This window comes from Enterococcus sp. AMC1251, assembly GCF_058216535.1.
The window spans coordinates 1,079,528-1,097,649 of sequence record NZ_CM177098.1; the positions used below are offsets into that span (position 1 = coordinate 1,079,528).

An 18,122-nucleotide genomic window follows, 5' to 3' on the forward strand; every position below is an offset into this window, starting at 1 on the left:
AATAAGGTGCAGGAGCCTGAGATAGAAGCTATTTTCCAAAAAGAGTATTTCTACTTCTACCGTCTATCCGTACTCTTGAATATAAAAAAACAGCTCTTTCGTTTTAATTCTGAAGGAGCTGTTTTCTCTATTCTCTTTAATTAAAGCAAATGTAAATGTCCATGTGGAACTCTAGTTTCATTATAATGCTTTAATTCAAATTTCTCATGAAAATACTGTAAATTATCTTCTGATGTTTCACACAGTTTTTTGATTTCATCCATGGATTCGCAATCTTCTACAAGTACACCAAAATCACGATCACATGTATAATTGTAAACCACTGCAGAAGGATGTTTTACAATCCCCATTTCTCGGGCAATTTGCTGATCTGTTTGAAAAGATTCCTTAACAAAATCAGATTGACGATCGGTTTTAAACATATCTAGATCCCCACCAGCTTCTACTACTAGCTTTTCAGCTAATTCTAAAGAGTACGGAACGTTATCTACCGCCACAGCTTGTTGTAAGCCAAGAAGTAAATGGCGTCCTTTTTTCTTTCCTTGCAGTTGGGCTGCTTTATAATCTAGTGCAGCGGAATAAATATCTTCAAACAATTGATTACGTTGTTCAATATCATGTACTGGGATGTTAAACAACTTTATAAGATGGTTTATAGTTTTCATATTAACTAATGGTATAAAACGAAACTGGATTTTTTTGTTTTCAGTTTCAACTAATTTTAAAATATCCTTTTCAACGTTGAGACAAATGTCCCCCAAAGGATTAACGAACAGATAGATTTCAATCATTCATACTTCCTCCAATTTGACTCTTTTGCAACCAGACATCATTTCTCAACTGAGTGTTCCCAATTTATCAGAAAATCTGTGAAAAATGAAATGATTTGTTTTTGCTGTAATAACTTCTTAATCTTTTTCTTTTGAGCTTAGTATCATTCGCTGGATTTTATTTGGTGCTGGGCATTCTTTGATATTCAAAGTATTCAATAGTGAAACAAAATCTTTTTTTCCGTTGATTTCATCATCTACTTCTAATTCCAATTCAAAATCATGTTGCTCATTGTACCAACTTTCATCTAGCGCGAGTAAACCTTGGGGAAGTTTTATTTCTGCTCGTTTAGTTGTTAAGCTGCCGATTAAACGTAAATCATTTTTATCAATTCCCAATATAGTCAATCTGTTGTAAACATTTCCATAATCTGGAAGTGAAGCCGATTCAACGATTTGCTGTGCTTTTTCAATAGAGAGTGCATCGTTGATTTCCAACAGGCCGACTTTTTCAGGAATTTTTAAAGTGATTTCTGCATTATTTGATAGTATACGAACTCTTAAACCGATGTGTCTTTTTTTTAATTGGCAATCGGCTGAATCAAAATAATAATTGGTCTGTGAAAAAAATTGTTCTTCTTTTAGTTGAAAGTAGCTAACCGTACGTGAAAACTCTTCAATAGATAATAATGTTTTAAATTCTATTTCTAAATGTTCACTCACTGTTATTTGACCCACTTTCTTTAATTTAATTCAATTTTTGCATACTTTACCCGTTTGCGTCAAGAAAAGTGAACTAGAAGTTAAAAAATTCGCTATTGTCTAAAAATTTTAGACAATTTCTCAAATTGCCCTATTTTTCATGGCTCTATGGTAAAATAAGCTGAGAATCAAATTCAAAGAAATAGAGGGATTAGGATGGAGAAAGAGTGGGAGCTTTTTCTAGCACCGTATGAACAGGCTGTTGGAGAAATGAAGGTCAAGCTGCGCGGTATTCGCAAGCAGTTTCGAGAACAAAATAAACATACACCTATTGAGTTTGTAACGGGGCGAGTGAAACCTGTAGATAGTATTTTGACGAAGGCTGCATTGCGTAATATTTCTGTTGATCGTTTAGAAGAAGAAATGCAGGATATCGCAGGACTTAGGATCATGTGCCAATTTGTTGAGGATATTCGGCAAGTTGTGGATATCATTCGCAATCGTAAAGATTTGAAAATTATTCAAGAACGAGACTATATTACAAACAAAAAAGAGAGCGGCTATCGTTCCTATCATTTGGTGATCGAATATCCTGTCCAGTTAATCACAGGTGAAAAAAAGATTTTAGCTGAAATCCAAATACGCACATTAGCAATGAATTTTTGGGCGACAATTGAGCATTCATTAAACTATAAATATCAAGGTGTTTTTCCAGAAGAAATGAAAGATCGATTGCAACGAGCTGCTGAGGCCGCTTATCAATTAGATGAGGAAATGTCCTCAATACGGGAAGAAATCCAAGAAGCACAGCATCTTTTCTCACATGGACGAGGAAAGTCAAAGGATAATTACTATAAAAAATTGAACAATAAAAAAAGGATGGATAAAGAATAGGAGGAGTAGTATGAAAGTTGCGATCGTTCATAATCATGAACAAAAGTCAAACGAAGTTACCCGTCAATTACTCCTACTTTTGAAGAATAATAAAATTGACATTGACAACCAGAAACCAGATCTCGTGATTTCTGTAGGTGGAGATGGTACATTATTATCAGCGTTTCATCGTTTCAGTCATCGACTGGACGACGTCAGTTTTTTAGGTGTCCATACGGGTCATCTAGGTTTTTATACTGATTGGCGGGATTATGAGTTAGAAGAATTAGTTCAAAGTCTTTTAGTTCATCAAGAAAAAAGTGTTAGTTATCCTTTGTTGGATGTAAAAATCAAGTTTCATGGTAAGAAACCTGATAAGCATTTTTTAGCATTGAATGAATCTACGATTAAACGAGCAAATCGTACTATGGTCGCTGATGTGTTTATCAAAGATGAGTTGTTTGAACGTTTTCGTGGTGACGGTTTATCTGTATCTACGCCTACTGGATCGACGGCTTACAATAAGAGTATTGGCGGCGCCGTGCTTCATCCTAGTATCAATGCATTTCAACTCGCCGAGATTGCTTCGCTGAATAATCGAGTTTTTAGAACGTTAGGTTCGCCGATTGTGATTGCACATACAGAATGGGTAGAAATTAAGTTACAGGAAAGTAATGATTATTTGATCACAGTCGATCAATTAGATATTTACCAAGATGATATCAAGTCTATTTATTATCGTATTGCGAATGAACGTATTCATTTTGCTTCTTATCGGCATATGCATTTTTGGCATCGAGTAAAAGATGCCTTTATTAGTGAGGATTAATAAAGTAATGGAATTTAATTGGACAGTTGAAAAAAAAGAAGAACAACAAGTAAAATATTTTTTGAAAGAGCAAGGAATTTCCAAAGGGCTTTTAGCAAAAATAAAGTTTCAAGGTGGAAAAATTGAAGTCAATCAGTCTGTTGAAAATGTTTTATTTAAATTATCTTTTGGAGATCAAGTCAAAATTACGATCCCTGATGAGAAGGAACATGAAACGTTACTTGTTGATGATGTACCAATCGATATTATTTTTGAAGATGAGCATTATTTAGTTGTCAACAAACCAGCTGGGGTTGCATCGATTCCAGCTCAATATCATCCGAATGGAACGATGGCTAATCGAGTGAAGGCGTATTTTAAAGCACAAGATTACCAAGATCAGGTGATTCATGTGGTGACTCGATTAGATCGAGATACTACAGGCTTGATGTTATTTGCTAAACATGGTTTTGCTCATGCTATGTTGGACCAGGAGCTACGCAAGAAAAAAGTTATCAAGATTTATAAAGCCTTGGTTGGTGGTGATGTATTGCGTTTAAAGGAACATGAAACAATAGAGCTTCCAATCGGACGAGATTTATCCTCTATACTAAAAAGAACTATTATCGAAACTGGTCAACAAGCTGAAACTGAATATTGGTTGTTGAAACGTAAGAATAATCAAGCTTTAGTAAACATTCAACTTCATACAGGAAGAACCCATCAGATTAGAGTGCATTTTGAGGCAATTGGATGCCCCTTATTGGGAGATGACATGTATGGTGGTAAAATGGATAGCGGTATGGAACGTCAGGCTCTACACTGCTGTCAATTGAGTTTTAACCATCCTTTTACGAAGCAACGCTTAGAGTTAACTTCTCCTTTAGCAGAAGATATGAAGAAAATTGTAGATCAACTTTAGATTGAAAGGAGTGGTTTGGGTGAACGAGGGGCAAGAAATGGAAGAGCATTTTGCATTGCTGTTAGAAAAATTAAAAAAGCAGCAGATGACTGAGTTTCGAGAATTGTTTTTAGCCCTCCATATTTATGAGCAAGGACAATTTTATCAATCAATCGATGAAGTAGATAGAAAACAAATTTATAGTTATCTGTCTCCCAAAGAGTTAGCAGATATGTTTGATGTTATCGAAGAAGATAACGAAAATATGAAAGATTATATCGCTGAAATGCGTCCCAGTTATGCTGCTGAAATGTTGTCTGAAATGTATACAGATAATGCAGTGGATTTATTAAATATGCTTGATAAAAGCCAAAAGGCGAAATACCTAAGCTTAATGAGTACAGAAGATGCTGGCGAAATCAAAGAATTACTGCATTATGAAGATGATACAGCGGGATCGATCATGACGACTGAATTTGTCTCTATTGTTGCGAATCAAACGGTTCGTTCCGCGATGTATGTATTGAAAAATCAGGCAGATGTGGCCGAAACGATTTATTATGTTTACGTGGTAGATCAGGAAGATCATTTAGTCGGGGTTATTTCATTACGTGATTTGATTGTTAATGATGATGATACAATGATTGCAGACGTTTTGAGTGAGCGGGTAATTTCGGTTCATGTAGGTGATGATCAAGAAGACGTTGCACAAACGATTCGGGATTATGATTTTCTAGCATTACCAGTGACTGATTATGATGACCATCTTTTAGGGATTGTAACAGTTGATGATATCATAGATGTTATTGATGATGAAGCGGCTAGCGATTATTCTGGTTTGGCAGGGGTCAATATCGAAGAAGTCAGTGAAAATCCAATAAAGGCTGCTTCAAAGCGTTTGCCTTGGTTGATTACGCTGCTATTTTTAGGAATGTCTACAGCATCTCTAATCAGCCACTATGAAGTACTAGTTAGTGAAGCAAGTATTTTGGCTGTATTCATTTCATTGATTACAGGAACGGCTGGAAATGCGGGAACACAATCATTAGCAGTAGCAGTTAGAAGGTTGGCGATATCAGATGAAAAAGATAATAATTTTGGTCGTTTGATCATTAGTGAAGTGTTGACAGGTCTGGTGACAGGTGTCGTGACTGGTGTGGCGATTTTTATCGTCGTTGGGATCTGGCAACATAATTTCCCGTTAGGGTTTGTAATTGGGATGGCTATGTTATGTGCTATTACAGTAGCGAATTTGGCAGGTAGTTTAATCCCGATGCTGATGGACAAATTAGGATTTGATCCGGCGGTTGCTAGCGGACCTTTTATTACTACTTTGAGCGATTTAACTAGCGTTTTGATTTATTTTAGCATTGCTAGCCTTTTTATGCAGTATTTTGTTTGAGAGCAAAAGGAAAGACTGCAGTATTTATTTTAATTTTAGGTATCTAGCAACATCAATTTATTGTTTATTTAGAGTCAGAAACAAAACGGATTTTCGGTTTTGTTTTTGACTCACTTTTTTTAATTAATTGAAAATATACAATTGACAAAAATAGTTCTTTTAGATAATATACATACTAACGGTATGTATGGAGGGAAGTTTGTGGCACGTAATAAGTATCCAGAAGAAACAGTGAAAAAAATTTTAGATGTATCAGAGCAGCTTTTTTTAGAAAAGGGCTATGATCATACGACGATTCAGGATATTGTCGATAATTTAGGTGGCTTGACGAAAGGAGTTATTTATCACCATTTTAAATCAAAAGCAGAAATTTTTAATATTATTTTAGAAAAGAGATATACAATTGGCGTGACAGATCAAATTGAATCAATGACAAACGTAAGCGGTTTTGAAAAAATTAGGAAGATCAATTCAATGAGTGTGCAGTCTTTAGAACATCAAAAATTAGCATTTTCTGCAAAATCACTGATCACGAATCCTAAAGTTATCGGAGAGTTATATGCAGAAGCGTTTACAAATAGTATTCCTTATATCAAATTATTAGTTGAAGAAGGGATTGGAGATGGTTCAATAAAAACGGATTATCCTCAAGAACTAGCTGAGTTGATTGTCCTTTCGACAAATATCTGGTTAGCACCTTCTCTTTATAAAATAGATGAAAAAGAACTTTTGGCTAAACTTAATTTTTTTAAGATATTATATGAGGGTGTAAATTTTCCATTAATTGATGAGGCTTATATTAACGATGCAGTTGCTATGTTAAAAGCAATCAAAGAGTAAAAATGCTTCACTGCATTTTTATTTCCATCTGATACATACCATCAGTATGTGTGAAAGAGGCAAATGATCAAAGTAAAAAGTGTTGTAGCTAGTTGTATTTTTACGGGAAACAAGGAGAAATCTTGAATGTAATTGTTTCCGTTGTATACAAAAAAACAGACGGATGTGAAATGCAGCATAAAACAAAGTAGTACCAAAAATAAAAATAGGAGGGGAAAAATGATCAATGAAATGAATAAAAAAATGAATAGGTTTAACAAAAAATTAGGTGTAAATGTAGAATTACCAACAATGAGCAGTCAAAAGATGAATCAAAGCGCTGTGCTCAATTTGATTGTTGGAGGAAGCTTAGCTAGTGTAGGTGTATTGTTTAAAAGAAATGAGCTGTTTTTCATAGGTAGCTTGGGTCTTTTAAGTAGTATAGTGATGAGTATCGAGGCAAAAAAAATAGAAGATAGATCCCAAAATAACTTAGAGTAAATAGTAGGAATCAAAGGAGAGAGGATAGGCAGGTAAAGACAACTATATACCGTCTATCCAATCTCCATTATTTTAAGTTTATCCTACAATTTTTGTTCCATGTACTTCATTGATCTGTAAGGCATTTACTACAGATTCAACATTCTTATCAGAAATACCGCCGCCAGGTAAAATAGTAATTCGATTATTCGAGTAGGCAATCAACTTTTTTAGATGATCAAAATTGTCTTCAATGGCTGTTTCAGAAGATCCACCATGGGTTAAAATACGATGTACGTTATGTTCTGCTAACCAATCGATTGCTTTAAATTGATTTTCTTTGGTTAAGGTATCAAAAGCCATATGAAAGGTAATTTGCAATCCTTCAGCAGTATCAATCAATAACTCTAATGTTTCTTCATCCAACCAGTCATCTTTTGTCAAGCAACCTAAAACAACTCCATCTGTTCCAATTTTTTTGGCTTCGATCAGATCGGTATGCATAATTTTAAGTTCGATATCATTATAAACAAAATCTCCGCCCCGGGGTCTGATGATGGTCATAACAGGAATCGATTTTTCTCCAGCATATGCAACAACTTCTTCAATGACACCTGTGCTAGGGGTCGTACCACCTACAGCTAGATTGTCACATAATTCGATTCGTCCTGCACCGTTACGGATGGCGGTGGGAATATTTGTGAAATTTTCAGCACAAAATTCTTTAATCATTTACTTCACTCCTTGCTTTTTCTTCACTGGCATTGTACCACAATTCTGGCTGTTGCCAAAGTCTTCTTCCCGTTGTAAGATAAATAGCGACAGTTTCTCCTGATGTCAGAATTTATAGTGAATAGGAAGTAACCATATGTTGAAAAAAATTGATTTTGGCCGTAATTTTTTAGAAACACATCAAGAACAATTTCTTTGCCCAGTCTGTAAAAAGGCAATTCAGTTAAAAGGCTATAGTTTGATATGTATACAAAACCATCAATTTGATTTATCGAAAAAAGGAACTATTTATTTCCTCTCTCATAGTATTCAAACAGAATATAATAAAAAAATGTTGATTCATAGAGGTAAGATGATTCAAAGTGGCATGTATCAGCCTTTGCTAGAAAGGATCATTGATATGGTGAACTTGGCTGGAGATACATTAGATGTTGGATGTGGTGAGGGAAGCTTTTTATCTGAGCTTACTAAATTAGGCTTGGCAGGTCCAAAATTAGGATTCGATATTTCGAAAGATGGGATTTATTTGGCTAGTAATCAACCAATCGACGCTTTTTGGTGCGTGGCTGATCTGACTAACTTGCCATTTGCAGACCAATCAATGGATACAGTTTTGAATATTTTTTCACCTTCTCATTACAATGAATTTCAACGAGTGTTAAAAAAAGATGGAACAGTTATCAAGGTAATACCTGAAACTGATTATTTAAAAGAGCTAAGAGCTGCGTTTTATCCAGGCGATGAAAGTAAACAAACCTATTCAAATGAAAAAGTTTTGGCAAAGTTTTCTAAAGAAATGGATATGTTGGTCGACGAGCGAGTGACATTTACGTTTTCTATACCAGAAGAGAATCAATTAGATTTATTGGAAATGTCTCCGCTTGAGTGGGGCGTGGCTGAAGAAGTAAAGGAAGAGCTCCAAAGCAATCCGTTAACGGAAATCACAATTGACGTTCGTATGTTAAAAGGGAAAGTGAAATAGCGCTTACAATTGGTAAATTTGCTAAAAGGTATTGCAAAGCTCCGGTAATGGTGTTATATTACATACAAGTTGTTTTTTCATTGGTTTTTATCAGGTTCCTGTTCTGATAAAAGTTAGTGAAAAGAGCTTCACTAACGTAGCGACTCGCAGTGATTGACACCGAGGCGATACGTTTTTTTTATGTAGATTTTGCGAATAAAAAATAAATAATGCGTCATTTAAATGAAAGGAAACTGTAATTATGACAAATCATATTGTATTATTTGAACCTCAAATTCCAGCAAATACTGGCAATATTGCCAGAACTTGTGCGGCAACAAATTCTCCCTTACATCTCATCGAGCCGTTAGGTTTCTCGACAGATGATAAATATTTGAAAAGAGCTGGATTAGATTACTGGAATGACGTTAATATTATGTATCATAAGGACTTAATTGACTTTTTAACCTATTTAGGTGATCGTCCACTACATTTGATCACGAAATTCGCCAATCAAACGTATAGTGAAGTGAACTATGCTGACAATAAAGATCACTACTTTATGTTCGGTAAAGAAACAACAGGATTACCAGAAGAATTTTTGCGGGATAATGAAGAAAAATGTCTAAGGATTCCAATGAATGATGACCATGTTCGTTCGCTAAATTTGTCAAATACGGTAGCATTAGTGGTTTACGAAGCGTTGCGCCAACAAAATTTTCCAGCATTAGAATTGAAGCATCACTATGAGAATGATAAATTGGATTAAAGAATAAAATCTTTACTTAATAAATGTTTATGTGGAATCTATTCAAGTGGTTATTATATAAAAAACGTACCAAGATTAGAGAGAGGCTCATTGAAGGAAGAGCGTCCCTTTAGTCTTGGTATTTATTTTTTGATGAAGAGATGTAATAGACTAATCATTAGATAAAAAATCCTGGTTACCTCAAAAATAGTCGGTATTTCTATAAAAAGTTGCAAACAGACACCAAATATCTACTTATTACATATTGCTTTTTAAAGCAGGTCTTTGAATTATATTTATTAACAAAATTATTCGTGCAACTCTAAAGGTAAACCATCCGGATCAAAGAAAAAAGTCATTTTTTCTCCAGTAAACGAATCTATTCGAACGGTTTCACATTCGATTTCTTTGCTATTTAAAAAAGCGATAACTTCCTCGATCTTCTCAACTTTAAATGCTAAATGACGTAAACCTAATGCTTCAGGATAAGATGGACGTTTAGGAGAGTTTGGCGAAATGAAAATCTCTAATTCATAATTTCCTAATTTTAAATCAAGTTTAACATCATTTTTATCTTCTCTACGATTTTCTCGAATCACCTCAAAACCCAGTTTTTCTATATAGAATTCTTTTGTTTTATGATAATCGGAGCAATTGATAGCGATGTGATGAATGTGTTTAAAAAACAAATCTGATTCCTCCTCGTATAATTTGAAAATTGATAGACTAGCTATCAAAGTAAAAATTTTAACCAATTCATTATAACTCATTTTACTTACTTTTTTGAAATCCATTTACGCTAGTTCATTTTTTATAATCTCTTAGTTAAATGGAATTTTGTCTGCGAAAATGATACACTGGATGAGATATAGAAGTCTAAATTAAGCATAAAGAAGAGTCAAGGGAGCATAAACATGAAATTATATTTTACTCGCCATGGAAAAACAGAATGGAATCAAGAGCTGAGGTTTCAGGGAATGACTGGAGATTCTCCACTTCTTCCTACGAGTTATAAAGAAATAAAGTTATTAGGTCAAACGCTGAAAGATGTGCCTTTTAAGAAGATTTTTTCAAGTACGTCGCCACGTGCCAGAAAAACGGCTGAAGGCATCAATCAAGAACTAAAACGACCAGTAGAAATCCTTTATACAGATGAGCTAAAAGAATTAGGGCTTGGAAAATTAGAAGGTCAATCTATCGCGGAAATGAGAGAACTGTATGGACGAGAGCTAGACCATATGCGCTATCAGTTAGATCGATACAATCCAGAAGTATTTCAAGGAGAGCCAATCGAACAAGCGATTTCGCGCATTTCTTCTGTTGTAAAATCAGCAGTTGATGAGGGGAACGGTCCCTATCTTTTTGTAGGACACGGAGCATCGTTGACAGCAGCGATTCAATCACTTTCAGGCAAAGAGTTAAGCGAGCTGCGAAGTATGGGGGGGCTGAATAATAATAGCTTGTCGATATTGGAAACAACAGAAGGTAAAGAAAACTACACTTTGAAATTATGGAATGATGATTCTTTTTTACAATAAACTATTTTTTTGTGATGCGGGGTGAAATCGATGGATACATTGTTTGATGGAGAGGAAAAACAGTATATAGTTGGGCAAGTTCAGGCAATCTTTTTTCAAAATCCCAGCAATTTTTATAAGGTGTTGTTAGTGAAACTCACAGATACGAATACAGATTATTTAGAAAAAGAAATCGTAACAACTGGCAGTTTCGGTCAAATTCAGGAAGAAGAAATCTATCGTTTTTTTGGACATTTCGTTGATCATCCTCGTTATGGCAAACAATTTCAAGTCGATAGTTATCAGCAAGAGCGTCCAACTTCTGCTAATGGTGTTGTAAACTATCTTTCCAGTGAAAAATTTCCAGGGATAGGGAAACGGACGGCGGAAAAAATTGTAGAAATCTTAGGGGAAGATGCGATCGATCGTATCATTGAAACACCGGACATTCTCGAAGAAGTTTCTCAATTAAATGAAAAAAAGCGACAAACAATTATAGAAACGATTCGTTTAAATCATGGCATGGAACAAGTAATTGTTGGCTTGAATCGTTATGGCTTCGGTAGCCAACTCTCTTTTACGATTTATCAAACGTATAAAGAAGAAACGTTAGATATTATTCACGAAAATCCGTATCAATTAGTAGAAGATATTGAAGGCATTGGGTTTAAACGAGCAGATAATATTGCAGAACAATTGGGAATTGGAGCAGATTCGGATAAACGAGTACGAGCAGCAATCACTCACGAAATTTTTCAACATTCCGTTCGTTCAGGAAATACATACGTAGAAGCTGAAATGTTGCTTAGAGAAACGATTAATACCCTTGAAGCTAGTCGGCCTGTTGAAATTTCTTTAGATCAAGTAGCAGAACAAATCATTCATTTGGTGGAAGAAGGAAAAATTCAGCAAGAAGGCACCAAGTTGTTTGAAAATAGTTTGTATTTTTCAGAGTGGGGAATCGGAACGTCGATTCAACGCTTGCTTTCGCGAAAAAAAGAAATCAAATATGATAAAAATGATGTTGAAAAAAACATTCGCGCAATCGAAAAACGGTTAGGTATTGTTTATGGAGATTCTCAACAAGAGGCGATTGAAGAAGCAATTAAAGCGCCACTTTTTATTTTGACTGGTGGTCCAGGTACAGGTAAAACAACGGTTATTAATGGGATTGTTTCATTATTTGCAGAACTAAATGGCCTTTCTTTAGATATAAAAGATTATACGCAGGATATGTTCCCCATTCTATTAGCGGCTCCTACAGGGCGTGCAGCTAAGCGGATGAATGAAACAACAGGATTGCCTGCAAGTACTATTCATCGTTTATTAGGCTTGACAGGTCGGGAAAAAAATCCTAGCATGACAGCCAAAGAACTGGAGGGCGGTTTATTGATTATCGACGAAATGTCGATGGTCGATACATGGCTGGCAAATACTTTGTTTAAGGCAATTCCAACCAACATGCAAGTGATTTTTGTTGGAGATAAAGATCAACTGCCCTCCGTTGGACCTGGTCAAGTGTTGCATGACCTACTGCAAATCAATGAAATACCTCAAAGAGAATTGACCGAAATTTATCGCCAAGGGGATGGTTCAAGTATTATTCCTTTAGCTCATGAAATCAAACAAGGAAGATTGCCGCAAGATTTTACTGTGAATCAACAGGATCGTTCATTTTTCCCAAGTGATGTCCATCATATCGAAACCTACGTCCGTCAAATTGTGACAAAAGCTAAAGCAAAAGGCTTCTCACCTCAAGATATCCAACTTCTGGCTCCAATGTATCGAGGAGCTGCCGGTATTGACGCGTTGAATAAGATGATGCAAGAAATTTTCAATCCTAATGATGGAACGAAAAAAGAAGTAAAATGGAATGAATCGGTTTATCGTATTGGAGATAAGGTGCTGCATTTAGTCAATACGCCGGAACTTAACGTTTTCAATGGTGATATGGGCGAAATCGTCGGAATCATTTTAGCCAAAGATTCGGAAGATAAAGTCGATGAATTAGTGATTCAATTTGATAATAATGAAGTGAGTTACAAACGAAATGAATGGAACAAAATCACGCTTTCTTATTGCTGTTCGATCCATAAAGCGCAAGGTAGCGAGTTTAAGATGGTTATTTTGCCGATGGTTCATCAATATCATCGCATGCTGCAACGTAATTTGCTTTATACAGCGGTCACCAGAAGTAAGGATATCTTAATTTTATTGGGTGAAGTACAAGCATTTAATACTTGTGTGGCACATGAATCTGCTAGTCGTTTAACGATGTTAAAAGAACGAATCACTAGTGCAGATGATATGTCTTTGACAACACGGATGCAACTGGAAGCTTATGAAGAAGGTCTGAATAAAGAGGCACCATTTTCAGATACAGCAGAAAATAAACCAATTGTATATGAAGCTTCAAATGAGAATAAAGCAGCTGTGATTGAAGAAGAGATAGAGCCTGTATCAGTGAGGACGAAACCTAAATCTGAAGAAATTTCATTATTTAGTGAGCCTGTTCAAGAAATAACGGAACAAGTTGACACTGAAATGGATAGGCTATTGACGCCTCAATTAGTTAGTGCACAAACCATTGATCCGATGATAGGGATGGATCAAACAACACCTTATGATTTTATGAAATAATAAAGAAACTGGGATGAACGGTTAGACGTTGTTCCGGTTTTTTCTTGCTTTAAGCATCTGTTGGTGTATATAATGAAAAGCAACACAGCGATGTGTTTATCTAAAAATGAAGCTAGATTATTTTGGGAGAAATGAGGGCAGTGTATGGAAAACAAATCGCAATCGGGAAAAGTTCAAACAGATACTTTTTTGGCACAAATTGGTAATCATCAAAACCCAGTAACAGGATCAATCAACACGCCTATTTATTTTTCAACGACGTATGAACATCCAACGCTTGGTGAGTCGACGGGCTATGATTATACGAGAACCAAAAATCCAACACGAGAAGTTGTAGAATCTGCATTGGCAGTTTTAGAAAATGGGACGATCGGTTTAGCGACAAGTTCAGGAATGAGTGCGATTCAATTAGTGTTCAGTCAATTTCCTGTGGGTAGTCAGATTGTTGCGTCTAGAGATTTATATGGTGGTAGCTATCGTTATTTTAAAGAGTTAGAAAATCAAGGACTATATCAATTTATTTATGTGGATGACGAAGCTGGTTTTGAAAAAGCAATCACAGATAAAACGGTAGCAGTTTTTATTGAAACACCGACCAATCCTTTGATGAGAGAAGTTTCTATCGAAGAAGTAGCTGTTTTTACAAAGCGGCATCAAGCTCAGTTAATTGTTGATAATACCTTTTATACGCCACTGATCCAGCGTCCTTTGGATTTGGGAGCGGATATTGTTTTGCATAGTGCGACGAAGTATTTAGGCGGACATAACGATTTGCTGGCAGGTGTTGTGGTGGCACGTTCACAAGAAGTCGGTGAACAATTGGCCTATAGCTTAAACACTACAGGCGCTGTTTTATCCCCCTTTGACTGCTGGTTATTGATCAGAGGAATGAAAACGCTAGCCTTACGAATGGAAAGACATGAAGAAAATGCTCAGGCAGTTGTGGCGTATTTGAAAAGTAGTACATACACCGAAGAAGTTATGTACCCAGGTCGTGGGGGAATGTTGAGTTTTAAAGTCAAGGACCAAAAAATAATCAAAGATTTTTTACGAAATTTATCGATTTTTACTTTTGCAGAAAGTTTGGGTGGAGTTGAAAGTTTGATCACTTATCCAACGACACAAACACATGCGGATATTCCCCAAGAGTTAAGAGAGTCTTATGGACTAACGCCAGATTTATTGAGAATTTCGACAGGAATCGAAGCTAGTGAGGATTTGATTGAGGATTTGAAACAGGCATTTGAATCGTTAAACTAAAGCAAGATGGGAAAGAAGTACTCAATCCAGAGAATCAAGTAGCTACTTTGCAACATCAACTCGTATCTTGTAATGTTTTAAAGCATTCTTTCACTGTCTATTTACGTGTAGAGGTTGGGACAGAAGAGTTTAACCCCGAGAAATAAGAGGGAATTCACGAAAATTGCTCTTCAAATTTCTGTGAATTTCAGCTTATTTCCGAAGGGGTTGTTTCTGCTCCTACCGTTTATTCGGATTTTAGGTGACTGGGTTGTAACTCATAGAGTTATGTCCCAGTCACTATTTTAATATGCTTAAAACCAAAATAATCTACTTTTTATTCCAAAAGAAATATCAGTACTTTTTTTCCCTAAAATTTCGCCATCTGCATGAACGTACTGTGGTACAGTTGAAACGATTTTAAATTTGCTGGATTGAAAATGATGAAAGTACTTTGACTTCATTTGTTTCTTTTGAACCAATAGCAGTATTAGCCAGAAAATTTTAAACATATTGACGCGTTCAACCAAGACAAAATCCAGAACTGGTTTGCGAGGATCGGCCATTGGAGCAATCGATACACCACCGCCAAAGTATGGATGTTTTGTTATTGTACATAAAAAAGCACGATCAAATTCAATCATTTTTCCATTAATTTCAACAAGGATTGGAAATCCTTGTTGAGTGAATAATACCTTTAAAATAGAAAAAATATAAGACAAAGCCCCTATGTTGAACTTATTTAATGTATTTTTTGATGCAGAAGTATTAGCTGCATTGACGATAGAAGCATCTAAACCAATACCGATATTATTGACAGCAAGTCCCACTTCTTCTTGAATCGATTCAGTGTACGAAATGAGCTGAATTTCTTGTGGAGATTCGGTTTTAAGTAGTTGGAAAAAGGCTTTTTCAGTCTGTCTAGCAATTCCCACACCACGAGCAAAATCATTCCCTGAACCACAAGGAATATATCCAATCGGAATTTTAGAATCAAAGAGTTCTAAAACATTGATTACATTATGTAAAGTTCCGTCTCCGCCAAGGATAACTAAAAGTGGAAAGACTTCTGTTTCCAAATCAGAGCTCCAAGGAATCAATATATTTTGTGCCAAATCTTGCACGATGTCTTTTTCATGTCCAGCATATTCTGTGTAAAAAGTTCTATAATAAATGTTAGCTGTTTGTAGTTGTTTAATCATCTTTTCAGCGGCGCGATTCCCAGTTCCACCACCAGCATTTTCATTGATGATGAGATAAAAATGTTTCTTCATTTGTTCCCTCCTTGTACAAATACTTATTATAGCAGACATCTAAAAATTAAGAATGGTGAATGCTTGAAAAATCAAAACAATAAATAGAACAATTAAAGCTTATCATTGTGAAACAGCTGATTATGAGATATAATGCCTACGTACCATTTTTTGAGGAGACCTATCCTCGACAAGGTTCATCAACCATCCCTTGTAAAAAAACTCGGAGAAAGAAGGGGAAATTATGCAAAAAACTGTTTCAACAAACAGTAAACTAAGAGCAATTACCATGAACGGTATTGTGATGGCATTATATCTTTGCTTAACGATTTTGGTAGCACCTGTTTCGTCAGGTCCGATCCAATTTAGAATTTCTGAAAGTTTGAATCACTTAGTTGTTTTCAATCGGAAATTGATGTGGGGCGTTTTAGGTGGCGTTGTTGTCTATAATTTTTTCTATGGCTTTGGTGCTATGGATGCATTTTATGGTGGACTGCAATCGTTTATTTCATTAAGCTTAACAGCGTTGCTACAAAAGAAAGTACCGAATGTCGTCGCTCGGTTGGCATTAAATACGTTATTTTTCACAGCAACCATGTGTATTATTGCGTATATGTTGGCACCAACGGGTGGACCAGCTTTCTGGGGGAACTATGCAACATTGGCACTTAGTGAATTTGCAATAATGACAGTAGCTGTACCAGTGATGTATTGGATTAATAAATCTGTCCATTTTGAAAAACGACTTTGATGAATAAAAAAATACACTAAGAATTCATTTTTAAGAGGCTGATTCAAGACTGATATAGTTTGGATTCAGTCTCTTAAAGTTCTTTAACCAATTTCAGGAAAAACTTTACTGTTCCTGTAAAATAAATTATGATATGGTAATAGAGAAGCTAAAATGTAGAGGAGTTTTATATAATGCTTGAATTTAAAATTGGCATCGATGCCAAAGAACACGATAAATTTGTGGAAAGTCACCCCTTATGCAACTTATTACAATCATCTGCATGGGCTAAAGTGAAGGATAACTGGGGTTCTGAGATTATCGGTGTTTACGAAAATGGTACCTTAGTTGCCTCTAGTTTGGTATTGATCAGACCATTACCAATGAAATTTACGATGCTTTATACGCCACGCGGTCCGATTATGGATTATACAAATTCTGAGCTTGTAGCGTTTTTTTTCAAAGAGTTGAAGCAATTCGGTAAGAAAAAACGCGCATTATTTGTAAAAATGGACCCAACTGTCCACTATAAAGATTTCCATCTAGGTGAAGAACAAGCGATCGATCCAATGGCACAAGTGATCATTGATACTATGATTGCTAGCGGAGCGAAACATCAAGGTTTGACGATGGAAATGGATGCCACGATACAACCACGTTTTCAAGCTAATATTTATAAAGAAGACTTCAGTGAAGAGCAGTTATCGAAAAGTACGAAGAAAATGATGAAGCAAGCGCAGAAAAAAGGTGTCACAGTTAAAATGGGTCATACCGAGTTAGTGGATGATTTTGCAAAAGTCATTGAATTAACAACGGAACGTCAAAATATCTCACTGAGAAATGGTGATTATTTTGAAAAACTGTTAACAATTTATCCTGAAAATTCATTTATTATGTTGGCGCAAGTGAACTTGAAAGAACGCTTTGAAGAGACGAAAAAGCGTTTCGATAAAAATAAAGAAGATTTAGCTAATTTAAAAGAAAATCAAGTAAAAAAACGTCATAATTTAGAGGAACTTGATTTTTCTCTGACACGGGAAATAACGGAACTTGAAGAAAATATCGCACATTCTGGTGATGTAGCTGTCGTGGCGGGGGCTTTAGCTATTACTTTTGGCTCAACGAGTGAAATTCTTTATGCTGGAATGGACGAGCGCTATAAACGCTATATGCCAGCTTATCTGACTTGGTTTGATGCGATCAATGAATGTTTTGAACGCGGCTGCATTTCTTGTAATATGGGCGGATTGGAAGGGAATTTGAATGATGGGTTGATCAAATTTAAATCTAACTTTAATCCAACCATTAATGAATTTATAGGTGAGTTCGATTTACCAGTGAATCGCGTGCTGTTCAAAGCAAGTGAATATGCTTATAAATTGAAAAAACAAAAGAAATAAAAATAAACCAGATACAGTTTTGATGTTTATCATCAAAATGGATCTGGTTTTTTATTATGAACTATGATTTTTGTTACAAAAAATAGTTCATAATACCCCCAAAATTCGCAATTTTTTTACATTCCAAAGAAAAACTTGATAACTATA

At 35.5% G+C, this 18,122-nt stretch carries 18 protein-coding genes; 13 read left to right on the top strand and 5 right to left on the bottom strand.

Going from position 1 to position 18,122, the window contains the following annotated elements; translation table 11 throughout:
- Window positions 1–140 precede the first annotated feature (140 nt).
- Complete coding sequence (locus tag AC4BBR_RS05000) at window positions 141–791, bottom strand: ClpXP adapter SpxH family protein (protein WP_490461460.1); 651 nt, start codon at window positions 789–791, stop codon at window positions 141–143.
- A gap of 117 nt (window positions 792–908) precedes the next feature.
- Window positions 909–1,493, bottom strand: a complete 585-nt coding sequence (locus AC4BBR_RS05005; RefSeq protein WP_490461461.1) for a CYTH domain-containing protein — start codon at window positions 1,491–1,493, stop codon at window positions 909–911.
- A gap of 195 nt (window positions 1,494–1,688) precedes the next feature.
- Here AC4BBR_RS05005 and yjbM point away from each other — a divergent pair, with 195 nt between their 5' ends.
- The 6 genes from yjbM to AC4BBR_RS05035 all read left to right on the top strand — a co-directional run bounded on the left by yjbM (window position 1,689) and on the right by AC4BBR_RS05035 (window position 6,776).
- Entirely contained in the window at window positions 1,689–2,366 is a 678-nt protein-coding gene (gene yjbM / locus AC4BBR_RS05010; RefSeq protein WP_490461462.1) for a GTP diphosphokinase, read from the top strand.
- A gap of 10 nt (window positions 2,367–2,376) precedes the next feature.
- The gene (locus AC4BBR_RS05015; protein WP_490461463.1) at window positions 2,377–3,174 is read left to right on the top strand and encodes an NAD kinase; all 798 of its coding nucleotides are present in this window, start codon (window positions 2,377–2,379) and stop codon (window positions 3,172–3,174) included.
- 7 nt (window positions 3,175–3,181) lie between these two features.
- Window positions 3,182–4,075 (top strand): RluA family pseudouridine synthase, encoded by an 894-nt coding sequence (locus AC4BBR_RS05020; RefSeq protein WP_490461464.1) that lies wholly within the window; start codon window positions 3,182–3,184, stop codon window positions 4,073–4,075.
- Window positions 4,076–4,094: 19 nt separating this feature from the next.
- Window positions 4,095–5,456 carry a magnesium transporter gene (gene mgtE, locus AC4BBR_RS05025; protein WP_490461465.1) on the top strand — a complete coding sequence of 454 codons (1,362 nt, stop codon included), beginning with the start codon at window positions 4,095–4,097 and terminating at the stop codon, window positions 5,454–5,456.
- 201 nt (window positions 5,457–5,657) lie between these two features.
- Window positions 5,658–6,296 (top strand): TetR/AcrR family transcriptional regulator, encoded by a 639-nt coding sequence (locus AC4BBR_RS05030; protein ID WP_490461466.1) that lies wholly within the window; start codon window positions 5,658–5,660, stop codon window positions 6,294–6,296.
- A 219-nt stretch (window positions 6,297–6,515) separates the two neighbouring features.
- Entirely contained in the window at window positions 6,516–6,776 is a 261-nt protein-coding gene (locus tag AC4BBR_RS05035) for a hypothetical protein (RefSeq protein WP_490461467.1), read from the top strand.
- Between the two features lie 78 nt (window positions 6,777–6,854).
- On the opposite strand, the gene AC4BBR_RS05040 is transcribed toward AC4BBR_RS05035, so the two are convergent.
- The gene (locus AC4BBR_RS05040) at window positions 6,855–7,487 is read right to left on the bottom strand and encodes a copper homeostasis protein CutC (protein ID WP_490461468.1); all 633 of its coding nucleotides are present in this window, start codon (window positions 7,485–7,487) and stop codon (window positions 6,855–6,857) included.
- Between the two features lie 136 nt (window positions 7,488–7,623).
- Here AC4BBR_RS05040 and AC4BBR_RS05045 point away from each other — a divergent pair, with 136 nt between their 5' ends.
- Together AC4BBR_RS05045 and trmL are read left to right on the top strand one after the other, a co-directional pair.
- Window positions 7,624–8,469, top strand: coding sequence for a methyltransferase domain-containing protein (locus AC4BBR_RS05045; protein ID WP_490461469.1), 846 nt, complete (start codon window positions 7,624–7,626; stop codon window positions 8,467–8,469).
- Between the two features lie 241 nt (window positions 8,470–8,710).
- Window positions 8,711–9,217, top strand: coding sequence for a tRNA (uridine(34)/cytosine(34)/5-carboxymethylaminomethyluridine(34)-2'-O)-methyltransferase TrmL (gene trmL / locus AC4BBR_RS05050; protein ID WP_490461470.1), 507 nt, complete (start codon window positions 8,711–8,713; stop codon window positions 9,215–9,217).
- A 287-nt stretch (window positions 9,218–9,504) separates the two neighbouring features.
- Here trmL and gloA2 read toward each other — a convergent pair whose 3' ends face one another.
- Window positions 9,505–9,885: an SMU1112c/YaeR family gloxylase I-like metalloprotein gene (gene gloA2 / locus AC4BBR_RS05055; RefSeq protein WP_490461471.1), complete on the bottom strand. Its 381-nt coding sequence runs from the start codon at window positions 9,883–9,885 to the stop codon at window positions 9,505–9,507.
- 225 nt (window positions 9,886–10,110) lie between these two features.
- On the opposite strand from gloA2, the gene AC4BBR_RS05060 reads away from it, so the two are divergent.
- The 3 genes from AC4BBR_RS05060 to AC4BBR_RS05070 all read left to right on the top strand — a co-directional run bounded on the left by AC4BBR_RS05060 (window position 10,111) and on the right by AC4BBR_RS05070 (window position 14,613).
- On the top strand, window positions 10,111–10,734 hold the full coding sequence (locus AC4BBR_RS05060) for a histidine phosphatase family protein (protein WP_490461472.1): 624 nt from the start codon (window positions 10,111–10,113) through the stop codon (window positions 10,732–10,734).
- Window positions 10,735–10,764: 30 nt separating this feature from the next.
- A complete protein-coding gene (recD2, locus tag AC4BBR_RS05065; RefSeq protein ID WP_490461473.1) occupies window positions 10,765–13,353 on the top strand; it encodes an SF1B family DNA helicase RecD2 in 2,589 nt (862 codons plus the stop codon).
- A 144-nt stretch (window positions 13,354–13,497) separates the two neighbouring features.
- Window positions 13,498–14,613 carry a PLP-dependent transferase gene (locus AC4BBR_RS05070; protein WP_490461474.1) on the top strand — a complete coding sequence of 372 codons (1,116 nt, stop codon included), beginning with the start codon at window positions 13,498–13,500 and terminating at the stop codon, window positions 14,611–14,613.
- A 293-nt stretch (window positions 14,614–14,906) separates the two neighbouring features.
- Here the strand turns inward: AC4BBR_RS05070 and AC4BBR_RS05075 are convergent, their stop codons facing one another.
- On the bottom strand, window positions 14,907–15,866 hold the full coding sequence (locus AC4BBR_RS05075; RefSeq protein WP_490461475.1) for a diacylglycerol/lipid kinase family protein: 960 nt from the start codon (window positions 15,864–15,866) through the stop codon (window positions 14,907–14,909).
- 223 nt (window positions 15,867–16,089) lie between these two features.
- Between AC4BBR_RS05075 and AC4BBR_RS05080 the strand changes: the two genes are divergently transcribed.
- Complete coding sequence (locus AC4BBR_RS05080; protein ID WP_490461476.1) at window positions 16,090–16,596, top strand: QueT transporter family protein; 507 nt, start codon at window positions 16,090–16,092, stop codon at window positions 16,594–16,596.
- Window positions 16,597–16,769: 173 nt separating this feature from the next.
- Entirely contained in the window at window positions 16,770–17,975 is a 1,206-nt protein-coding gene (locus AC4BBR_RS05085) for an aminoacyltransferase (protein ID WP_490461477.1), read from the top strand.
- Window positions 17,976–18,122: the final 147 nt, after the last annotated feature.

What these genes read in the sequence shown, in the direction of transcription:
- AC4BBR_RS05015 (WP_490461463.1), top strand. Translation starts at nt 2,377, where the DNA reads ATGAAAGTTGCGATCGTTCATAATCATGAACAAAAGTCAAACGAAGTT.
- yjbM (WP_490461462.1), top strand. Translation starts at nt 1,689, where the DNA reads ATGGAGAAAGAGTGGGAGCTTTTTCTAGCACCGTATGAACAGGCTGTT.
- trmL (WP_490461470.1), top strand. Translation starts at nt 8,711, where the DNA reads ATGACAAATCATATTGTATTATTTGAACCTCAAATTCCAGCAAATACT.
- AC4BBR_RS05075 (WP_490461475.1), bottom strand. Translation starts at nt 15,866, where the DNA reads ATGAAGAAACATTTTTATCTCATCATCAATGAAAATGCTGGTGGTGGA.
- AC4BBR_RS05080 (WP_490461476.1), top strand. Translation starts at nt 16,090, where the DNA reads ATGCAAAAAACTGTTTCAACAAACAGTAAACTAAGAGCAATTACCATG.
- AC4BBR_RS05085 (WP_490461477.1), top strand. Translation starts at nt 16,770, where the DNA reads ATGCTTGAATTTAAAATTGGCATCGATGCCAAAGAACACGATAAATTT.
- AC4BBR_RS05020 (WP_490461464.1), top strand. Translation starts at nt 3,182, where the DNA reads ATGGAATTTAATTGGACAGTTGAAAAAAAAGAAGAACAACAAGTAAAA.
- recD2 (WP_490461473.1), top strand. Translation starts at nt 10,765, where the DNA reads ATGGATACATTGTTTGATGGAGAGGAAAAACAGTATATAGTTGGGCAA.
- AC4BBR_RS05060 (WP_490461472.1), top strand. Translation starts at nt 10,111, where the DNA reads ATGAAATTATATTTTACTCGCCATGGAAAAACAGAATGGAATCAAGAG.
- AC4BBR_RS05045 (WP_490461469.1), top strand. Translation starts at nt 7,624, where the DNA reads ATGTTGAAAAAAATTGATTTTGGCCGTAATTTTTTAGAAACACATCAA.
- AC4BBR_RS05040 (WP_490461468.1), bottom strand. Translation starts at nt 7,487, where the DNA reads ATGATTAAAGAATTTTGTGCTGAAAATTTCACAAATATTCCCACCGCC.
- AC4BBR_RS05035 (WP_490461467.1), top strand. Translation starts at nt 6,516, where the DNA reads ATGATCAATGAAATGAATAAAAAAATGAATAGGTTTAACAAAAAATTA.
- AC4BBR_RS05070 (WP_490461474.1), top strand. Translation starts at nt 13,498, where the DNA reads ATGGAAAACAAATCGCAATCGGGAAAAGTTCAAACAGATACTTTTTTG.
- AC4BBR_RS05000 (WP_490461460.1), bottom strand. Translation starts at nt 791, where the DNA reads ATGATTGAAATCTATCTGTTCGTTAATCCTTTGGGGGACATTTGTCTC.